The 21,129-nt window shown below is 37.5% G+C and carries 18 protein-coding genes and 1 pseudogene; 6 read left to right on the forward strand and 13 right to left on the reverse strand.

Going from position 1 to position 21,129, the window contains the following annotated elements:
• Positions 1–91 precede the first annotated feature (91 nt).
• Genes NC799_RS16510 through NC799_RS16520 form a run of 3 tightly spaced genes read left to right on the forward strand, consistent with a single transcriptional unit; the run spans position 92 to position 2,425 of the window.
• Positions 92–466, forward strand: coding sequence for a recombinase family protein (locus NC799_RS16510; protein ID WP_272447546.1), 375 nt, complete (start codon positions 92–94; stop codon positions 464–466).
• A 14-nt stretch (positions 467–480) separates the two neighbouring features.
• On the forward strand, positions 481–636 hold the full coding sequence (locus tag NC799_RS16515; RefSeq protein ID WP_272447547.1) for a hypothetical protein: 156 nt from the start codon (positions 481–483) through the stop codon (positions 634–636).
• A gap of 37 nt (positions 637–673) precedes the next feature.
• Positions 674–2,425 (forward strand): recombinase family protein, encoded by a 1,752-nt coding sequence (locus NC799_RS16520; protein ID WP_272447548.1) that lies wholly within the window; start codon positions 674–676, stop codon positions 2,423–2,425.
• On the opposite strand, the gene rlmH is transcribed toward NC799_RS16520, so the two are convergent.
• Positions 2,351–2,830 (reverse strand): 23S rRNA (pseudouridine(1915)-N(3))-methyltransferase RlmH, encoded by a 480-nt coding sequence (gene rlmH / locus NC799_RS16525; protein WP_272447549.1) that lies wholly within the window; start codon positions 2,828–2,830, stop codon positions 2,351–2,353. The two genes, NC799_RS16520 and rlmH, sit on opposite strands and share 75 nt — an antisense overlap.
• Positions 2,831–2,945: 115 nt before the next feature.
• On the opposite strand from rlmH, the gene NC799_RS16530 reads away from it, so the two are divergent.
• From NC799_RS16530 to NC799_RS16540, 3 genes are all read left to right on the forward strand, one after another.
• Positions 2,946–3,305 carry a Lin0512 family protein gene (locus tag NC799_RS16530; protein ID WP_272447550.1) on the forward strand — a complete coding sequence of 120 codons (360 nt, stop codon included), beginning with the start codon at positions 2,946–2,948 and terminating at the stop codon, positions 3,303–3,305.
• A 162-nt stretch (positions 3,306–3,467) separates the two neighbouring features.
• Positions 3,468–3,824: a DoxX family protein gene (locus NC799_RS16535; protein WP_272447551.1), complete on the forward strand. Its 357-nt coding sequence runs from the start codon at positions 3,468–3,470 to the stop codon at positions 3,822–3,824.
• A 336-nt stretch (positions 3,825–4,160) separates the two neighbouring features.
• Entirely contained in the window at positions 4,161–5,507 is a 1,347-nt protein-coding gene (locus NC799_RS16540) for a DUF3238 domain-containing protein (RefSeq protein ID WP_272447552.1), read from the forward strand.
• Between the two features lie 215 nt (positions 5,508–5,722).
• Here NC799_RS16540 and NC799_RS16545 read toward each other — a convergent pair.
• The 12 genes and pseudogenes from NC799_RS16545 to dnaB form a co-directional block, all read right to left on the reverse strand.
• Positions 5,723–5,891 (reverse strand): annotated as a pseudogene (locus NC799_RS16545) (transposase); the annotation flags it as partial.
• 234 nt (positions 5,892–6,125) lie between these two features.
• Positions 6,126–6,518, reverse strand: coding sequence for a hypothetical protein (locus NC799_RS16550; RefSeq protein WP_272447553.1), 393 nt, complete (start codon positions 6,516–6,518; stop codon positions 6,126–6,128).
• A gap of 149 nt (positions 6,519–6,667) precedes the next feature.
• Positions 6,668–7,624 (reverse strand): mannose-6-phosphate isomerase, class I, encoded by a 957-nt coding sequence (gene manA / locus NC799_RS16555; protein WP_272447554.1) that lies wholly within the window; start codon positions 7,622–7,624, stop codon positions 6,668–6,670.
• 1,111 nt (positions 7,625–8,735) lie between these two features.
• Positions 8,736–9,959: a S1C family serine protease gene (locus NC799_RS16560; RefSeq protein WP_272447555.1), complete on the reverse strand. Its 1,224-nt coding sequence runs from the start codon at positions 9,957–9,959 to the stop codon at positions 8,736–8,738.
• A gap of 103 nt (positions 9,960–10,062) precedes the next feature.
• A complete protein-coding gene (locus tag NC799_RS16565) occupies positions 10,063–10,860 on the reverse strand; it encodes an MBL fold metallo-hydrolase (protein WP_272447556.1) in 798 nt (265 codons plus the stop codon).
• Positions 10,857–11,705, reverse strand: coding sequence for a two-component system regulatory protein YycI (locus NC799_RS16570; protein ID WP_272447557.1), 849 nt, complete (start codon positions 11,703–11,705; stop codon positions 10,857–10,859). The genes NC799_RS16565 and NC799_RS16570 overlap by 4 nt, the downstream gene beginning before the upstream one ends.
• A gap of 59 nt (positions 11,706–11,764) precedes the next feature.
• The gene (locus tag NC799_RS16575) at positions 11,765–13,090 is read right to left on the reverse strand and encodes a YycH family regulatory protein (protein WP_272447558.1); all 1,326 of its coding nucleotides are present in this window, start codon (positions 13,088–13,090) and stop codon (positions 11,765–11,767) included.
• Positions 13,090–14,913 carry a cell wall metabolism sensor histidine kinase WalK gene (gene walK / locus NC799_RS16580; protein WP_272447559.1) on the reverse strand — a complete coding sequence of 608 codons (1,824 nt, stop codon included), beginning with the start codon at positions 14,911–14,913 and terminating at the stop codon, positions 13,090–13,092. The genes NC799_RS16575 and walK overlap by 1 nt, the downstream gene beginning before the upstream one ends.
• A gap of 6 nt (positions 14,914–14,919) precedes the next feature.
• Positions 14,920–15,624, reverse strand: a complete 705-nt coding sequence (gene yycF, locus NC799_RS16585) for a response regulator YycF (protein ID WP_272447560.1) — start codon at positions 15,622–15,624, stop codon at positions 14,920–14,922.
• A 375-nt stretch (positions 15,625–15,999) separates the two neighbouring features.
• Positions 16,000–17,460: a peptidoglycan DD-metalloendopeptidase family protein gene (locus NC799_RS16590; protein WP_272447561.1), complete on the reverse strand. Its 1,461-nt coding sequence runs from the start codon at positions 17,458–17,460 to the stop codon at positions 16,000–16,002.
• A gap of 508 nt (positions 17,461–17,968) precedes the next feature.
• The gene (locus NC799_RS16595; protein WP_272447562.1) at positions 17,969–19,255 is read right to left on the reverse strand and encodes an adenylosuccinate synthase; all 1,287 of its coding nucleotides are present in this window, start codon (positions 19,253–19,255) and stop codon (positions 17,969–17,971) included.
• 364 nt (positions 19,256–19,619) lie between these two features.
• Positions 19,620–20,996 carry a replicative DNA helicase gene (gene dnaB / locus NC799_RS16600; RefSeq protein ID WP_272447563.1) on the reverse strand — a complete coding sequence of 459 codons (1,377 nt, stop codon included), beginning with the start codon at positions 20,994–20,996 and terminating at the stop codon, positions 19,620–19,622.
• Positions 20,997–21,129 lie beyond the last annotated feature (133 nt).

Consider the following 21,129-nt stretch of genomic DNA (forward strand, 5'->3'; position numbering starts at 1 on the left):
GTCAGAATTAGAGCAAGAGCTAGGCATCACACCGTTTTGATAACTCCCATTCCCCTATCCAATATTAAAATTATAGGTGGGGGAATTTTAAATGACTATGTGGGGGAATTTTCAGTTGACAATTACACTAAACGACAATGACATTAAAACTGCCTCCGGCAAATCTTTTACAAAGCATAGTGTAAGAACTGTTCTTCAAGATGCCTTCTATATAAACCTAGTAAAGAAAAGGATAGATGGAAAAACTCGCTATGTTTTTGAAAAATACGAATCTCTTGTTTCTGTTGAGGAATGGGTAATGGCACAGGTAATTCTTAAAAATTTCGAACTACTACAACATCCTGATATACAGAGACATATTGTTAACCTGGATTACGATCAAGATGAAATAAACTTTGAATATGAGAATAATACTGATTATCACCAATACATGAGAGACAAGGAACGAGAAGAATTAACTATCTAAGAAAGGAGTATCAGATGAAAGATTTCGTTTACAACATTATGATTAATGATAAAAAACAGCTAAGTATTAAAGAGGCACTTGATGCTGATACACGCAAAAAGGAAGAATTTCTTAGCCATCTAGCAAAATTAATTAATAATTCTATGGAAATACAGAAAAAAGAGGCTTAATTTAGTCTCTTCATTATTTTTTAGGAGGAAAATTAAGATGAATTCTACAGTTAAAGCGGTAATATACGCTCGCGTAAGTACAGATGAACAAGTAGCTGATGGACATAGTATTGAGGCTCAAAAACAACTTCTTCGAGAATACGCTAGTCAGAGGAAAATCCTTATTGTAGATGAATACATCGAGGAAGGACGAAGTGGGAAGAATATTGAAGGTAGACCCGAAATGTTACGTCTGTTGAAGGATGCAAAAAAAGATAAATTTGATGCAGTCATTACCTACAAACTGGATCGACTTGCTCGTAAAACAAGAGATTCCTTAGATATAGTCGAAACACTTGAACGCCACAATGTTCAGTTAATGAGCTATTCTGAGAATATTGACACAACCACTCCTGGCGGAAAAATGTTTTATACATTGTTAAGTTCATTTGCTGAAATGGAAAGATCTACTATTATCGATCGTGTCAAAATGGGTATGAATCAAAGAGCCAAACAAGGCAAATGGAACGGAGGTATAGTATTAGGATACAACATTATAGAAAAAGAACTTGTCGTAAACGAAGAGGAAGCAGCTATCGTTCAAGAGATTTTTGATTTAGCTAATCGTGGACATGGTTATAAAAAAATTGCTTATATGCTCAATGAAAAAGGATATAAAACTAAGAAGAGTAAGGACTTTTCCATAGCAACAGTTAAAGGCATTCTGGACAACCCAATTTACATCGGTAAAATCCGTTTTAATCAGCATGAAAACTGGTCTGAGAAACGTCGCAAAGGGAAAAATAATAACCCGGATATTGTAGACGGTATGCATACCCCGATAATCTCAAAAGAAATATGGGAACAGGTACAGCAAAAACGTCAACAGCGTTCTTATCAGCCATCCCAATCTCAACAACCATACTTTCTAAGTCGCCTGATCCGATGCCCCGAATGTGGACATGGAATGGTTTCTGCCAAAGCTAGAGGACATAAAGGCAGAATTTATCGTTATTATCAATGTGGCCAATTTCATAACAAAGGAAAATCAGTTTGTTCCCCAAACAGTATTAATGCTGACCGTGCCGAACAGCAATCTATTGAAGAGCTAAAAAAAGTTGTGACAGAGCCCTATTTCATCGAAAAGCTTGTTGAAAAGATGAATGCAGAACGTGCAGACGCTGAACGTCCATTATTAAAAGAGAAAAAGAGGCTTTTACGCGAAATTGATAAAACTGATTCACGAATGGACACGATTATAAACAAATTAATGGATGAGCCTGAATTAAAAGGTATTTTCACAAAAAAGCTTAAGGAATACCAGCTATTACTTGAATCACTTCAAGAAAAATTAGAATCTGTTGTTCAACAGTTGAAGAACATTAGCAAAGAACCGATTGATGCAAATGCTATGAAGCATCTCCTTGAGAACTTGGAAACCATGCTAGAACAGGCTGATTCTGCAGAAAAGAAAGAGCTCCTTGCTCTATTTGTGAAGGATATCCAAATAACAAAAGAACCAACATCCAGACGAACTGGTAGACAAATTACTCAGATAAACCTGACTTTTGATTTTACCATCGAAGCCCTTCAAGGAAGCACAGGAGTACTACTTAATAAGATGAATAACATCAATATAAATTGTGTTGCACCTATTGATACCTCCTTCATGGATGAGCCATTTCCAAACGAAGAAACGCTAAGGGACGCGCTTGCATCCCTTAGTATTTTACCCCTACTTATGATACGGTTCCCCCCGATTAATCCGAAACGCTCGGTACACCTGCTCCACCAATATCAACCGCATTAACTGGTGCGGAAATGTCATCTTTGAAAATGACAGGGCAAAGTCACTCCGCTTCCTTACTTCCTCACTTAATCCTAATGACCCACCAATAATAAAGGCTATTTTACTTTTACCATGAGTCGCCAAATTGTCTAATTTTTCGGCAAGTTTCTCCGAAGTTAGCATCTGTCCGTTTATTTCCAGGGAAATAATATAGGAGTCTGTGCCGATTTTTGTCAAAATGCGTTCGCCTTCTTTGCGTTTTACTTCTTCCATTTCCGCTTCACTCATACTTTCCGGCGCCTTCTCATCAGCAACTTCAACAATATCAATGTTGGCATAGGCACCAAGTCGTTTTACATACTCCTGGATCCCCTGTTTTAAATATTTTTCTTTTAGTTTTCCAACTGAAATAATTGTAATTTTCATAGTAAATCCCTTCTGTTATGTTCATTACATTTATAGTACCAAATTTATCTCAGGTTCCCTAATTGATTTAGCCGCAAATTTCGTCTACTCTTAACCTATAAAGGAGGGATAACAAATGGAGCGGATAATTTTTATCGAAACAGGTACGGGCATTGATGTTCATGGTCAGGATATCACCAAGGCAGCAGTTAGGGCTGTAGAAAATGCGATTCATTACAATTCCATGCCTGGTATCAAAAATTATTTACCTGAGCAATCCTTACATAACATGAGGGTGAATATCAAGCTAGCTGTTCCCCTAGATAAAGACAAACTAGATATTGAACGTGTGAAGCAGGAGATACCATATGGTACTGTTACTGTAGAGGTAATCGATGGCGGAATGGCCACGACTAGTGGCATTGTTCTTGAGGATAAGGATGATAAAAACGATCTCATGTATATCGTTAATGCTGCTGTTGAAGTAGGCTATTAACGCAACCGGAGACAAGCTGAAAACTTGTCTCCGGTTTTTCTCTCCTGAAAGTGAACCCCTTGTTTTTTCCTATGCTACCTAAGAAAAACACCAATTATATGGAATAGGTTGTCCGCTTCCATCATAGATTTAAATAATTCTACTTAATGGGAGGATTATGCCATGATTAAATGGTCATCGATGTCACTAATACGTTATGCTGTTGCCTATGTTTTTCTTGCGTCTGCTATCCTTAAATTAATGGTTCCTAATTTCGCTATTACATTTGCAAATTATGGACTTCCTTATCCAAGTGTTACTGTTCTTCTCGTTGCAATACTTGAGATTGTTTGTGCTGTCCTACTTCTATTAAATTACTACGTAAAAAAGGCAACAATTCCGCTTCTCGTAATCATGATTATGGCTCTCTTAGTTACAAAAGTTCCAAGTCTTCACGTTGGTTTCTTTCAATTTGCCTTTGAAGCAAGGTTAGATATTCTGATGATCGTACTACTTTATGTCCTTTGGAAGGAACACTAAGTTTTCGGGTAACTACCTCTTTTGAACAGGATTTCTTACACCCATGTCGAAATGTATTTGGATTGATATCGGAAAAATGGTTCGATTCTCCTTCTCGCTTTTTACATACTTGCAACGACTTCAGGTGGGGCTATTAATTATAAAAAATCCACTCACAAAAAAACCTTGTCGAAACTTTTTCCATTCCGCCTACGTCTATAGTATTGAAACCCTCCAAGCTTAGTTTCTTTGAAACACTTCTTCTCAGTGGAGGAAAATTGTGCAGAGGGGTGATTTTATAGACTTAGCAATTAGTTTCACTTGGGAATAAAAATCGTGAGGAGGAGAATCAATCGAATGAACTTTAAAAAATCTTTATTCTTACTAGTAGTAGTATCGCTGATTGCAACGTTGTTTAGCCAATCATCTGTTTTATTTGCTATTCAAGCTAAAGATCGTTTTAAAGCAAAAACAGAAATAACATCATCTTCTATAACACTTAATTGGGACAAGATTGGAACAGAATACAAGATTTATAGAGATGGTAATTTAATAGGAGAAACAAAAGAAAATTCGTTTGTTGATGCAACAATTAAAGCTGACGTGCTTTATAAGTATCTTATTGCTGCTTACGATGATAAGAAAATCACCGACATCGTTAGGATTTCTACAAAAGCAAAAACATCTTTGGATAAGGGATCGTTAAAGAAAGAAAATCAAAATAATACACTAGACATGACAATAGAGAGTGTAGCTGGGTCAAATTTTATAACTTTAAATTGGCCTAAAATTCCTGATGATGACAACGTTTATCAAGTTTATCGGAATGGTTCACTCATCGCTAATGTTTCTGACACACAATTTACTGACCAAGATGTAGTTTCTAGCACCAGATATCGTTATAACGTAATTGGAAAGAAAAAACTTTCTGATGACGATGTCAATAAAATCAAAAAGGAACTGAAAAAGAAACATGATAATAATGTTTCTGATGAAAAATTGTTAAAGTTAGAAAACACGTACGAGGCCATTAAATTTGTAAAAACATTGGATAGTGATTTACAAACGAACTTTGAGGTAAGCCGCCTGAAGGAAGCAAACTTTATAACAATGAGTTCAGATTCACCATATTTTTCATTCAGATACATGACCTTTATTCCTGACTATAGGGTTCCAAACCCGTTTCAATCCGGAACTTATTTTTTAGGTAATAATCGGTCGTATGATGTTTTGTCATATGATTATAAAACCCTACAAAATATCGACGTAACCTTTGATCAACCGCTCTACAGCACGTATCGACAGCGGACTGGTGTAGGGACAACTTACCTAGTTGATGAAGATAACAATTTTCTCAGTTCAAAAACAGCTAATTGTACTGCTGATAATGGTGCTTACGATTTATATTTATTGTCTCCCAACAGTTACGAAACAGATAAAAAACAGTTTGGTGCTGGTGGGGATTGTGGAATTCCTTATAATGATAATATAACCCCAGATATTACTTATTACTATGATGCTTGGATAGAACGTGACGGGGACTGGAGAGTCAAAGGTTCACATGATAAAGCCCCTGCACACGAATTCTACATTTATGATGGTTCAATCGGAAGTTATACAACCATTTTCCAACACGGGTTTGACGGAAACTTTAACAATCTATTTCCCTTCTATCCGAACTGGACATTCGACATTAGCGGTTAATCAAAACCACCAGTGTGAACTCTGGTGGTTTGTTCTGCGGCTGTTTCCGGCCTCAGCCTAAAAAGCCCGCTGAAATGATCTCCCTCCTGCACCACATTTACTCATTAATTCTAAATAATTTCTTTACTTTTTCGATTTTTTCTCACCCTTAAATAAGTAATATTCAAACAATGTTAACTGATTAGCCATATAGTCTTCTTTTAGCCGATTTCTAAACAGGCAATTGCTCCATCAATGATTACACCTTTCCGTTCAAATAAATCTCTTATAATTAGCCCAATACTCTTTTTATATTTCCATAAATAATCTGTCCTCTGTACTTTGTGGCAAATACTACGTGATACTTAGCTTAGCATTCCATGTTGTGTATGATAAACCGTTCATGTCCTTCACAAGGATACATCCTTCATGGTGAGAAAGTGGTTGGAAAACCAACTTTATCCTACTACCATGAAGTGAGGTTTTTTTACAACGCTATAAGCTCTCCTGAACCCCCGGCATAGCCAGGGGTTTTCTAAACCATTAAGAAGGCAGAAACGTTCACAACTGTGAAATGTTTCTGCCTTCCCTTTAAAAAGCGGGCATTCTAAGCAACTTAGGATGCCTCTCCTTTTATTATCATTTGTTTTCATCGGAACCAATTTTTTTCAGAATACCTTCAACCACCCATAAGACTACAGCTGCAGCAAAAATCGAGTACACAAGATCATTGCTATAGGTAAGAAAATTACCGGATTCAGCAAAAGAAAACAGATAAACAATAAAGCTCGCAAACACAAGGTGTAAAATTAACCCAATAAAGAGGTATTTTAAAGCTCCCTTAATTTTAAATATAACCAAGTCCGTGATAATTGAAATTGGCAAGCCAATAACTAAAGTTCCAAGTGAAAAGTACACAAAGTAAATGATAAATGAGGTGTAACCATGAATAAACACAAGTAAAAGCGAAAGAATTGCGGAGCTTAGTATACCGGATATAATTTTCCTCAAAACGACAACCTGTTTAACCATAATAGATTTTCCTTTCGTACAGTGAACCATATTTTTTTAACGCGCCTATATTAAGTCCCTCACCCAAATCAGGTTTGATTACCACCTATTTTTTGAAGAAAAGTGGACAACATCGATGCCCGATTGTTGTCCGCTTTTATTCTACTATATTAAACATGCGATACAATCAATTCTGCATCACCGATTAACTCAAAGTTATCCACTGTGGATGGCATAATGAAATGGTCCCCTTGCTTTATCGTAAACGCATTTCCTTCTGTCACAATCTTTCCTTCCCTGTGAATTACACTGATCTGTAAAAAGTCCGCAAATAAAGTGACACGTGCTTGGCCACTTAATTTCCAATGATAAACAGTAAAATACTTTTCTGTAACGAGTCTAACTGACGTAAGTCCATCCATTGTTTTTACCACTTTATCTGTTGTTACTGTTTCATGTGGAACATTCGTGACCTCTATCGCCTTGTCAAGGTGCAATTCCCGTGTTTGACCAGTATCATCCGTTCGCCCGTAATCATAAACACGGTAAGTAATATCTGAGCTTTGCTGTGTTTCTACTATTAGTATTCCTTTACCAATTGCATGCATGGTCCCACTTGGAACATAAATAAAATCGCCACGCTTAACCGGAACTTTTCTTAATAATTGGTTCCATTCTGAGTTATCCACATATTGTTGCAGCTGTTGCTTCGAGTTGGCATGATGACCTAAAATTATTTCAGCATTTTCCTCTGCATCTAGCACATACCAGCACTCTGTCTTCCCATATGGCATCTGCTCTACTTCTCTTGCGTACGTATCATTCGGATGTACTTGAACGGAAAGGTCAGCATTAGCATCTAGTAGCTTAACTAACAATGGGTATGTACCTGGTTGACTGGCAGACTTATTAAATAATTCACCATAATTGTCCCATGCTTCCATCAATGTTTTTCCCTTAAGTGGTCCATTCATGATATTGCTTGCCCCATGCGGATGAGCAGCAATTGCCCAAGCCTCCCCCGTTTTTTCTGAAGGTAAGTTATAACCAAATTTCTCGTGTAATTTTTTTCCGCCCCAAATTCTCTCCTTAAAAACCGGTGCTAAAAAGATTGGTTCCTTATACATATGTCTTCCCCCTTTTTCCCTTGCGCCTTATTTTAAATCGAATTTTCTTGTTACACATCATTGTTTTATGAAAACTATCCACATTATTGTTCACATTCAAGTGGAAATCCGCGTTATTAACAGATTATCAACGCAAAATGTTTCTTTATCCACAGAAGTTATCCACATACTAACACCCTCTTGTCGTATTTTGTATAAGAATGTCTGTTCCCTACTATATACGGGAAGTTATCCTCAAGTTTATCAACAGGATGTTAATAACTTTTTTGTTTATTAACAAAACTTCCTTATATCCTGAACTTTGTATCTTTTAACTACTTCTTCAAACCCCCTCCAATCCCTTGTTTTCCTTTATTTTATATCTATCTCTATCATACCTAACTTGAGAAGACAATCAATCCCTATTCACAAAGTTATCCACAAACCAGAAAAGCGAAAGCGCCTTGCTCACCCCTGAAAGGCCTATCACAATTAGGACTCGAGGAGTAGGATTTCACTCTTTCCGGTCCGAATTCTACCTCAATTCGGACTCAAACTACTCGGGTTTGCTCTTTTCGGTCCGAATTCAGCCTCGATTCGGACTCAATCTACTCTGATTTGCTCTTTTCTGTCCGAATTCAGCCTCGATTCGGACTCAATCTACTCTGATTTGCTCTTTTCTGTCCGAATTCTACCTCAATTCGGACTCAACCTACTCGGATTTGCTCTTTTCGGTCCGAATTCTACCTCGATTCGGACTCAACCTACTCGGATTTGCTCTTTTCGGTCCGAATTCTACCTCGATTCGGACTCAATCTACTCTGATTTGCTCTTTTCTGTCCGAATTCTACCTCGATTCGGACTCAATCTTCTCAGATTCACTCTTTTCTGTCCGAATTCTACCTCGATTCGGACTCAATCTACTCGGATTTGCTCTTTTCGGTCCGAATTCTACCTCGATTCGGACTCAATCTACTCGGATTCGCTCTTTTGTGTCCGAATTGAACCTCGATTCTGGAGTTAGACAGCTCTTGGGTCTTTTTATACTTCTATCTTTCTAGAACAGCGCAGGGTGCCTTGGTCACCAACAATCCAAAAAGGCCAAGACCTATATGGTCCTGACCCAATTAAATTAATACTCTTGTGCAGCAAGTGTAACGGATTTTTCCATCTTTTGTCCTTCTCGATAGAAGGTAATTGTCATTTGATCGCCAACTTGCTTATTCTGATATAAGTGTTTTCTTAACCCAATGATGTTTTGAATTGGCACATCATCTAACTTTGTAATTACGTCATATGGTTGTAGTCCCGCTTGGTCAGCAGGTGACATTGGTTCGATACTTCGTAAATAAATACCGCTTTCCACTTCTTTTGGTAATTGAAGTGTTCGTTGCCACTCAACTTGCGCAACGTCTTCTAGCGAATAAGCCTCTACACCCAAATATGCGCGCGTTACACTACCCTCCGTTTCTAATTGTTTAATAATAGGTATTGCATCATTAATCGGAATCGCAAAACCAATCCCTTCTACCTCTGACTGGGCAATTTTCATCGAATTGATCCCAATTAGCTGTCCGCGCATATTTATTAAGGCACCGCCACTATTACCAGGATTAATTGCTGCATCTGTTTGAATAACTTCTGCCTGCCAATCAGCACGGCCGTCCCCATCAAAGTCTTGTGGGATTGCCCGTTGTTTCCCGCTAATAATCCCCTGGGTAACGGAGCCTGATAAATACAGGCCTAATGGACTACCAATCGCTAAAACTGGCTCGCCAACTTTAGCTGTATCAGAATTACCTAACTCAACCACTTTATCAACATTCTCACTATCCATTTCTAGAACAGCAAGGTCTGTAAACAAATCTCCACCTAATAACTCAGCACTGACCCTTGATCCATCAGGCAAGACTACCTCGACCTCATCAGCACCTTGGATGACATGGTGATTTGTTACAACAAATGCCTTGCCATTATCTACTTTGTAAATGACACCCGACCCAGTTCCAGCTTCATTAGATGCACTACCTTGGTCCCAGAAGTTACCTTGCCCTTGAATATTGACAACCCCAACAACAGCAGTAGCCACTTCTTGAACAATATCGGTTACACGTGTCGTTACATCAACATTCAGTTGTTGGAGAGATCCTGCTGTGCCACTGTCTTCTGCCAGTTGTAGTTCTTCATTGGTCTGAACTTGGGCGAGTCGACCATTGGCGCCCCCATTATTTCCAATCAAGTTAGGTAGTCCTAATACAGCGATAAATATGCCAATTACAATACCAATAAACGTTGGGATCAACCAATTAGAACGCCGCTTTCGTGTTGGTTTATAATGATGATCATAATACCCCATCGTACCAGCCCCTTTTTTCTTCTTATGTCTCAAGCGAAATAACTATTCTCCCAGTAAGGACAACACATGCAAAGGATAAAAGCTACTAACGCCTACCAACTATTTACCCTACTTCATATAATCGTGTTGGTGTCTTTGGATCTGTGTCATGAATTTCAATCCCAGATCCGACAGTAAAGCCGTGATCATTTAAGTAGTTTTCAACAGACATTCTAGCCAATTCTTTCATATTATTATCTTTACTTAAATGGGCTAAATAAATACGCTTTGTTTTATTACCAATGATTTCACTTAAAGCTAGGGCACAATCATCATTAGAAACGTGACCAGAATCACCAAGAATACGGCGCTTGACACTCCATGGGTATCGCCCCATTCGAAGCATCGCAACATCATGATTCGACTCAAAAATAAGCGCGTCAGCATCTTCTACTGTCTTTTTAATCCGTTCTGACACATAACCAAGGTCGGTTACGAGTGCCACCTTTTTGCCTTGGTGATGAAAGGTGTAAAACATCGGTTCTGCGGCATCATGGGAAACACCAAATGATTCGACATCAAGGTCACCAAATGTTTTTGTTTCCTCCATCTGAAAAACAAACTTCTGATCTAACTCCAGCTTCCCAATTGCACCTTCCATTGCCTTCCACGTCTTTTCATTAGCATAGATAGGTAGCTTGTACCGCCGAGCAAAAATCCCTAATCCTTTAATATGATCACTATGCTCATGTGTTACTAAAATTTTCGTTATTTCTTCTGGATTTACACGTGCTTCCTCCATGAGACGTTCCATTTCTTTACCACTTAATCCTACATCGACTAGAACCTTTTCCTTCTCTGTTGCGATGTAGAACGCATTCCCCGTACTACCAGAGGCAAGCACGCTAAAACGTAATGTCATTTTTCTCCACCCCATATGGTTGATTCGATAATTTTTGAAAGACTGGCTTCGAATTCAACTCGTAAACTTGTGCTTTCTTTAGATCCCTTTAATGTTTTTAAGAATGCGACCATTGTTTCTCTTAAAAAGCTACTGTCATCTCTTGGATAATAAAGGCCCTCTATCGCATTAACAAAGTAGTTCTTCTCATTATTAACAGAGATATTCCATGTTGGAGCTAGCACTTGTACCCCATTAGGTAGTGGTGTTAAGTTGTGATAACCTAAACCTGTTTTCGTTACTTTATCTCCGGAAGACAATTCGGTTGTATTGTAATAAAGATTAAACACCGCATCAAACGCTTTGATTAGATCCTGCTTTTCCTCTTGCTCATCTTCATCGATAAGCATCGTTTGGACATAACGGACCATTTCCCCTTTTTCATTTAGGAAAATTAACAGCACCGCACTCCGATTAAAGTAAATGGTTCTATCATTAAACTTTTGGAAAAAAATTAACGTATTCGACTCCTCGTTCTTTCCCCAAAAGACGTAGCTATTGCTATTAAAAATATTTGCTTGTAATGTTTCGCCATAACTATTTGTATTAATCGGTACAGGTTGTTTAAATGTAGAAATGATTAAGCTATTATTGACAACGTCAACTTTTTGATTAGAAAATTTTTCAAGGGATGCAAAATCGTCCTGAGTAAAAATTTTTCTCGATGCATATAAATACGAGCCTTGTTCCATTTCCTCAGGTAGGTCCTCGAGTCCTTCAATATTCGCCCTAAGGTCCTCTTCTCTAGAGGACTCTTGGATATAGGCAGGCTCCAAATTTTGATTTTCTAAAAATTGTTGAACCAAAAATATATCTAATATGAGGAAGCATAATATGAATAGAGTTTTTATCTGACCCCAGAGCATTAATTGCCGCCCCCTCTACTGAAAGGTAATTCATTAGTCGTATCCAATTCCTTCCACCCATTGTAATCCTTTATAAACCATGTCGGTGTTAGGGCAAAAATCTGGCCACCTTGTTGTTCTTCCATTTTATAACCTGGGGAAACATCTAAAATCATAGCTGATTCAAAGCGTCTGTCTGTTTTTAATAACGCAATAATTTCAGACCCTGATTCGATATCCTGTAACTGTCCATCACCAAACGTATCCTTTAATTGAATTAATGGACGAATGTATTGGTAAACCGCTAAATTTCTCATCGTCACTGATATCATCGACAACTCACTATTCTCAAAAATTGGATAACCACCATACGTTAAATAAAATTGGACTTTATTTGATTCTTGGTTAAGGTCATATAGTTGGTAGCGATCTGTTGTTCCGGTTGTCCAGCCACCATGATCATTGATAAACTCCAATGTTTGACTAATTAATTGTCTAGGCTCCATTGGATTTGCCTCAGCTGGTGTTGGATTTGTGTATTCAATGTGATGTTCATATACAATCATCGCCTTAGAACCGTCCGAATACAACTGACTTCCATTCGTGTAACCAGAGCTTCTTACAGCAGATGGTGTATTAAACAACACATTTCGAAGCGGAGTTACTAAAATATTTTTATAGGAAAACAAGTGTTTATACAAATTGACTTGTTCTGGAATATAAATTGGAATTAAATTATTGTTTTCATAGACGAGATATTGTTGTAGTTCATTCTGCTTTTTGTAATTGATTAAATTCTTTCTTACCTTTGCGATATTCTGAATATTTGCGTCAATGCTAAATCCCGTTTCTGTATTCTGAAAAATTATTTGATTATTCATTTGCTCTTCGTCTAATGAGATCGAAATCCGGTCGAACGTGCTTTCTGGTATTCCCCTTTCTTCATCCATAGTAAAGAGATCACTTATCATTGATGTTGGAATCTTGGTTGGGAAAACAAATTCAATCGAGTTATCGTAGTTCGGACTAAATTTCTCTTCTCCATTCTCATATGAACTAACAGAGAAATCGTATAAAGACCAACCTTGCAACATTTGGTAAAGTTCATTTTCCTTCTTCTTATTAACTAATCCATAGTGATTATTATCTTGGTGGTAAATAATTTGTGAAGGGAGAATAACAGACCGCTTCGTTTGTTCCTCACCACCTAAATCCGCTTCAATGACTCTTCTGCTACTATCAGCATATTCATAGTCTGGTTGATAACGCCAAATTCCAAGCGTTAATAGTAAACTAAGCATAATTAGCACAACTAAAATAATGGACTTTATCGTTTCAAATTTCATTAACGTCCACCCCGCTTTTTCTTAATAAGCGGAAGTGTAAAGAGAATGGTTGTCCCTTTACCTTCTTTACTCTCTGCCCAAATATGACCATGGTGAAAGTCAATAATTTCTTTGGCAATTGCTAGCCCTAAACCTGTTCCGCCCAATTCCCTTGATCGTGCCCTATCTGCACGGTAGAATCGCTCAAAGATTTTATCAAGCTTTTCCCTTGCAATTCCCATTCCCTGGTCAGAAATACTAACTAAGATCCGCTGTTTTTCCTTTACGACCTTGAACTTAATTGTGCCACCCTCTGGTGAGTACTTTATCGCATTGGAGATAATGTTATCTACTACTTGTGTAATCTTATCTTTATCAATCCAAAGAAATACGTTCTCCTTAGGCATTTGCCGCTCTATTACGATATTTTCCTTTTTATTCATTTCAAATCGATCAAGAATATGATGGAAAAATGGCATAATATTGACTCTTTCTTTATAGATCGTTTGTTCTTTATGATCCATTTTCGACAATTGCAAGAGATCGTTTACTAAGCGTATCATTCGTTCTGTTTCATTTTGGGTAACATCAAGAAACTTCGGTGCAATTTCTTTGTTCTCCCATGCCCCATCCGTCAATGCCTCTAAATAGCTTCTCATCGTGGTGAGTGGCGTCCGCAATTCATGGGAAACATTCGAAACAAATTCTCGTCGTTCTCGTTCGGCTTTTTCCTGTTCTGTAACATCACTAATTACCGTTATGAACCCGGTAATTTGTTCATTTTCGTCTTGAATAACAGAGAAATTCGCTTTTATTAAATAAAACTGCTCATCATCACTAAAATCAATAATCATTGATCCCGCTTCTTGTAAATCAAACAAATCATCAACCTTTTCGTCCAGCTGCAACACTTCAATTAATTGCTGCCCTTTTAATTCATCAAAGCTTTTATCCATTAAATCTGCTGCCGATTCATTCATCAATGTAATTGCACCTGTTTCATCGGTGGCAATTACTCCATCAGACATATTAGACAGGACAGAACTTAGCTTTCTTCTTTCACCCTCTGTCGTTACATGGGCCTGCTTTAGTTTGTCATTCATATCGTTAAAGGTACTTGCTAACTGTCCAATCTCATCCAATCCATACACATTAACTTTCTGCGAGAAGTCCCCTGTTGACATAATCATTGCCTGCTTTCGCATTTCAGTTATTGGCTTGGTGATCGTTCGAGCTACCAATATCCCTAAAATGGCACTTACGATAATTGCTAAAATTGTTCCGTTTAAAAAGATTTTGTTTATGCTTTGCACTTGTGCATAAACATCTTCCATGGAAGCTTCTAATTTAATAGCACCAACGACTGTGTCACCATTAAAAAGTGGGATAATTCGAACGAGCATCCGGTTACCTGTATATGGATCACGCAAAATCTGCTTTCTATCTTGTCCAAAGTTAAGGGCAAGTGTTACTCCGCTTTCTCCTGTGATTCGTTTTCCAACGCGGTCCAATTGACTGTTGGCACCGATCACCCTTGATTGTGTATCGATGACTTGTAAATCGGAGTATAACTCACTATCGTACAACGTTAAAATACTTTGTACCTCTTGCTGTAAGGAAGGTATCTGCTCAGCCTCATCCCGGTCTTTTTTAAAAGTTTCTTCTAAATAATAGGTTAAATCCTGTAGTCGTTGTTCAACGTTATTCGTGAAATTTTCTTCCAAATTCGTCTGCAACTTCTGGGCAAAATATGCTCCAATTACTTGGATTGCTAATAAGAGAAGTAGGATTAAAATAACAATAAATTTAAAGCGAATCGACTGGAAAAAGCTAACCTTTTTCATCAAAACCTACTCCTGATCAGGATTCCGCAAATAATAACCGACTCCTCTTCTTGTCACGATCCATAGTGGGTTACTAGGATTATCCTCTATCTTCTCGCGGAGCCTACGAACCGTAACATCGACTGTACGAACATCCCCATAATAATCATAGCCCCAAACCGTCTCAAGCAAGTGTTCACGGGTCATTACTTGCCCAATATGACGAGCTAGGTAATGCAATAATTCAAATTCCCGGTGAGTTAATTCAATATACTTACCGTCTCTTGTTACCGTGTAGGCATCTGGGTGAATGACTAGACTACCAATAGTAATGTCTTTATTTTGTTTTTGTTGGTCATCTGGTGCCTGTTGTAATCGACGTAAATTTGCTTTAACACGAGCTATCACTTCTCGATTACTGAACGGTTTAGTCACGTAGTCATCTGCACCAAGCTCAAGACCTAACACCTTATCAATTTCTGAGTCCTTCGCTGTTAACATAATGATTGGCATATTGTGCCGTTTTCTAATTTCACGACATACTTCATTTCCATCTTTATTTGGTAACATAATATCTAACAGTAGTAAGTCAGGGTCTTCTTGTTCAGTAAGTGCAATGGCCTCATCCCCATCATAGGCACATATTACTTGATACCCTTCCTTCTCAAGATTAAATTTTAAAATATCGGCAATTGGCTTCTCGTCATCAACAACTAGTATTTTTTGAGCCATCATTTCACATCCTTTTTAAAAACTCTTATCCCTTTATTTTATCGTAAATATAAGTAAAAGTCTTTTATTTGTAAAACGTATTATTTTCCAAGCAGAAACAGTGCTTCTCCATAATTAGTTCGATTAATTAAGATAATTCCCTGCTGTTAATGGTTTATATTGTCGCAACATAGTGAGGGTAAGTTTCGTTCTGACAAAGGGGATTGAAGGGGAGCAAGACTTTACAGTTAATGTTGGAATACGATACCCATTGAAAAATAATACTTAAAAACAGACTGTACCCAATGCAAAAAATAACATACAAAAATGGCGTGTCAAATTTGTGTCCAATTTGCACGCCATCTTAGTTTTGATATACGGTTTTGCATTCACTACTTAAAATAGTTCCAACGGATTGACTCTTGCCCCGTTTTTGTATACTTCAAAATGAAGATGTACTCCTGTTGAATCACCAGTAGTACCCATTGTACCAATTCTCGTACCTTTTGGCACTGTATCCCCTTTACCAACACTTAGTGCTGACATATGCGCATAAATAGTTTTATACCCGTTGCGGTGGTCGATGACAACCTTATTTCCATATCCACCATCCCAACCGGCAAACTCAACAACACCATTATCAGCTGCCTTAATCGTTCGGTCACTTACACCAGCAATGTCGAGCCCCTTGTGGACAGCTCCCCAACGCAACCCCATTTGGCTCGTAATCGTTCCTCCAACCGTTGGCCAAGTGAATTCTCCTGTACCCCGTGATGGAATAATTTTAGTCCCTTTTACAACTATTTTAGTTACTGGTTCCTGTATGATTGTTTCTTTTAATGCCTCTTTTGATGAAACTTTACCATTCACTAATTTAGTAGAATAGGAGACTTTCTTTAAGCCTTCTCTACCTTTTTGTTTTACCTTAGTATCACCACGATACATTTCATCCGATTCTTCAACCTTTGTTTCATAGTCGATTTCCTCTTCCTCTAATGATTCTTTCATTACAATAACATCGACCAGCGGTTCATAGTCTGTCACATTTATTTCCTGTCCTATTTGTAATACGGAATCTTCAGATAAAGAAGGATTTAATTCCAAAATGTCTGCCAATGTTAAATTATATGTAGCTGCAATCTTTCCGAGTACGTCGCCTTCTTTAACGGCATAAATCTTATCTTCAAGCGTTCCTTTCTCAAGCAGCCTTAAAGCCTTATCTTCAGAAAAGATTTGATTCGGTAAAACTTTTTGTTCAGAAAGTGAAACTTTTTCAGAAAAAGAAACGTCTACTATTTTAGAACTTCCTACCGATAGATTTCCCGTTGCCTGCCTAACACTAGGATTATAACTTTCTAATTGCTTAACAATGTTTAAATCTACGTAATTTGCCTTGTAGGCGTCTAACATTTCTTTTGCAGTTGTCATGTCTTTAAAATAGCCGAGTACTTCATCGCCGATTTTCACTTCAATTGCATTGACTTTAACTGACAATTCATCTTCCAGTTGCTTTATTACACTGTCGTTCTCTGTTTTTGGTTGAAATACTCTTTCAGAAACATATGTGATTTCTTCATCAATGGAGAATTGATAATCATCATATTCTTTGCCTTCTGCCTTTATTTGATTATTTACATAGGTTTCAACAACAGATTTGTCATCAACAGTACCGACGTGTTCACCATCAACGTAGACATGATAAACAGTAGCCACCTGAAAGTCATTGGCATACACTACACTATAGGTGACTCCTATTCCTAACACGGTAGAAATAGCTGTCTTCTTTATAAAATTTAAATTATTTTTTGTGAGATCAACTTGCTTTGTTAAACCAAAATCTTTTTTATTCTTCCACATGTTTTTTCCTCCTACATAGCAAAAACATAACTTCCTATGTACCAATGAAGGTGAATTTAAGCATTGATTCATTATTTTTCCATATATTTTGCCTTCTTTAATCTACCACAAGTAGCAATACAATTGAAATGCCTTTAATTGTAATGTAAAGAAACTGTATAATAAATTCCAAATTTATCCTGCTAAAGAACGAAATAGGATAAATTTCGACACTTTATTACCATATAATAACCATAAATATTACAAAGCTATGACAAATACCTGGTTACTTCTCCCTAATGATACCTTTAGTTACTGTCCAAACAGGTGAGTAAAACTATCGTATGTTTATTCCCGCTTAGCTATGATTATTTTTAAGGGAAGAACAAAAGACCTCGAGGACTAGGCACCCGAAGCTAGACAGCTCTTGGGTTGTTTAACTTTCTTTTCTTTGAACAAAAAAATGTCAGCATCATACTGGATGCTGACATTTTTTTGAAATCTCCTTGGAGCTACTTTTCTTTTACTATTAACTGTACACACTTCTGACAATGTTTGTCTGTGAGCGATCGGGACCAACAGAGAATACGGACAATGGAATACCTGTTAATTGTGAAACTCTTTCTAAATAATGGCGTGCATTTTCCGGTAGTTCATGTAAGCTTTTTACACCTGTAATGTCTTCTGTCCAGCCTGGTAACTCTTCATATACTGGCTCACATTCAGCTAACATTTTTAAGCTCGCGGGAAATTCATTAATAATTTCCCCTTTATATTGGTAAGCAGTACAAATCTTTAACGTTTCTAAGCCTGTAAGTACATCAATGGAATTTAATGATAGATCGGTTATCCCCGAAACTCTTCTTGCATGACGAACAACAACACTATCAAACCAACCAACTCTTCTAGGTCTCCCTGTAGTCGTGCCATATTCGTTACCAACTTCACGAATTTTATCACCAATTTCATTATTGAGCTCGGTTGGAAATGGGCCATCCCCTACCCGAGTCGTATAAGCTTTTGATACACCTACAACATGATCAATTTTAGATGGACCAACACCAGAACCAATCGTTACTCCACCTGCAATAGGATTGGATGAAGTTACGAATGGATAGGTACCTTGGTCAATGTCTAACATAACACCTTGTGCACCTTCAAACAATACACGTCTTCCTTCATCTAGAGCATCATTAAGCACGACAGAAGTATCACATACATACTTCGCCACTTGTTGCCCATACTCATAATATTCTTCTAAAATATCTTCAATTTTGATTTCAGATGTTTCGTACACTTTATTGAATAAGCGATTTTTTTCTTTCAAGTTTTGTGCTAACTTCTCTTGGAATGCTTCTTTATCTAATAGGTCTGCGATTCGAATTCCGACTCTTGCTGCTTTATCCATGTACGCAGGTCCTATGCCTTTTTTCGTTGTACCAATCTTATTAGCGCCTTTTTCCTCTTCCTGTAGTTCATCAAGTTTTAAATGGTACGGAAGAATAACATGGGCACGATTACTTATTCTTAAGTTATCTGTGTTAACCCCTTTATCATGAAGGTATTTTAACTCCTCCACTAAAGCTTTCGGGTCGATAACCATACCATTACCAAGGACACAAATCTTTTCCTTAAAGAAAATCCCAGAAGGAATTAAATGTAATTTATATGTAATCCCATCAAATTTAATTGTATGACCTGCATTGTTACCACCTTGATAACGTGCGACTACTTCTGCATTTTGTGAAAGGAAATCAGTAATTTTACCTTTTCCTTCATCTCCCCATTGGGTTCCAACAACTACTACTGAGGACATCAAAGCACCTCCGAAAAATTGAAATTATACGTAATAAAGTAAGTTTACCAATCGATTCTGGTAATGTCAATGCAATTTACGAACGTTTATTTATTCTGGTATTCATTTGTTCGTAATTTACCAATTCCTGATTCCTAAATAACTTTAGACTCTATTTAGTAAAGATTACTTGAAAACAGTGAGACTACACAAAGCTTCAGCTAGATGAGGCTCATCAGCCACCTATGTATTTCCGGTGTGGTTGATGACACTTGATCTTTTGTCAAAGGTTCCTGCGTATTATTCATCAACAATTACTTTTCTCAAAAAAAAAAAAGAGTTACTAGTAGTATTCACTAGCAACTCTTTTTCATTCTGCTTATATCTATGCACCAGCGCCAACTGGTGGAATATCACTTTCTTGGTACCTGTGATCCAAATCAACAAACTTGTTATATTCCTTCACAAAAGCAAGTTCCACCGTACCAACTGGACCATTACGCTGCTTTGCCAAAATGATCTCAATAATGTTTTGTTTTTCTGATTCTTTATCATAGTAATCATCTCTGTATAAAAATCCAACGATATCTGCATCTTGCTCGATACTTCCTGATTCACGTAAGTCAGACATCATTGGCCGCTTATCTTGACGAGACTCTACCCCACGGGAAAGCTGTGATAAGGCAATTAACGGTACATTTAATTCTCTGGCTAATCCTTTTAAAGAACGCGAAATCTCTGATACTTCTTGCTGACGGTTTTCCCCTGGTTTACCACTACCTTGAATTAATTGCAGGTAATCAATTAAAATCATACCTAAACCATGCTCTTGTTTTAACCGACGGCATTTCGACCGAATTTCACTTACACGAATACCGGGAGTATCATCAATGAAAATACCTGCATTTGATAGACTTCCCATTGCCATCGTTAGTTTACTCCAGTCTTCTGCCTGCAGACTCCCTGTACGAAGACGTTGTGCATCTATATTTCCTTCTGCACAAAGCATACGATTTACAAGCTGGTCAGCACCCATCTCTAAGCTAAAAATAGCAACATTTTCATCTGTCTTTATTGCTACATTTTGAGCAATATTTAAGGCAAACGCTGTTTTACCAACCGATGGGCGGGCAGCAACAATAATTAAATCGTTGCGCTGAAACCCTGATGTGATTTTATCTAAGTCTCTAAATCCGGTTGGAATTCCAGTAACCTCTGCTTTACTATGATGTAATTGCTCTATATTATCATAAACTTGGATTAAGACATCTTTAATATTTTTAAACGCACCTGAATTTTGCCGATGCGAGACTTCTAGAATATTTTTTTCCGCTTCATTTAACACTTGGTTTACGTCATCTTCATGGTCAAAACTAGACGTAACAATGTCAGTTGCTGTTCTAATTAACCTTCTTAGTAACGCCTTTTCTTCAACAATTTTACTATAATACTCCACATTTGCAGCAGTCGGTACCGCATTAGCCAAGTCACTAAGATAGGATACCCCGCCGACCTCATCAAGTATTTTAGCATTAGCAAGTGCGGTCGTCACTGTGACAAGATCAATTGGTTCCCCTTTATCTGATAGACTTAGCATGACACTGTAAATACGCTGGTGGCTTGCCCGATAAAAGTCATCTGGCATTAATAGTTCAGAAGCAGTAGTTAGTGCATCCGGTTCTAAAAAGATTGCTCCAATAACAGCTTGTTCAGCTTCAATATTATGAGGCGGTCTACGATCACTATTATATTGGTCACTCATTCCGGTTTGCTCCTTCCCCTTAAAACTTTTTCCTAATAGAGGTTGTTCCAAAAGTTTAAACACGTACTAGTAAAAAACGTCTAACTCTAATAATAAACGAAATAGCGATTAACATAAAGAAGAAAAGAATGGG

The organism is Aquibacillus salsiterrae (assembly GCF_028416595.1).
Classification (GTDB): Bacteria; Bacillota; Bacilli; order Bacillales; family Amphibacillaceae; genus Aquibacillus_A; species Aquibacillus_A salsiterrae.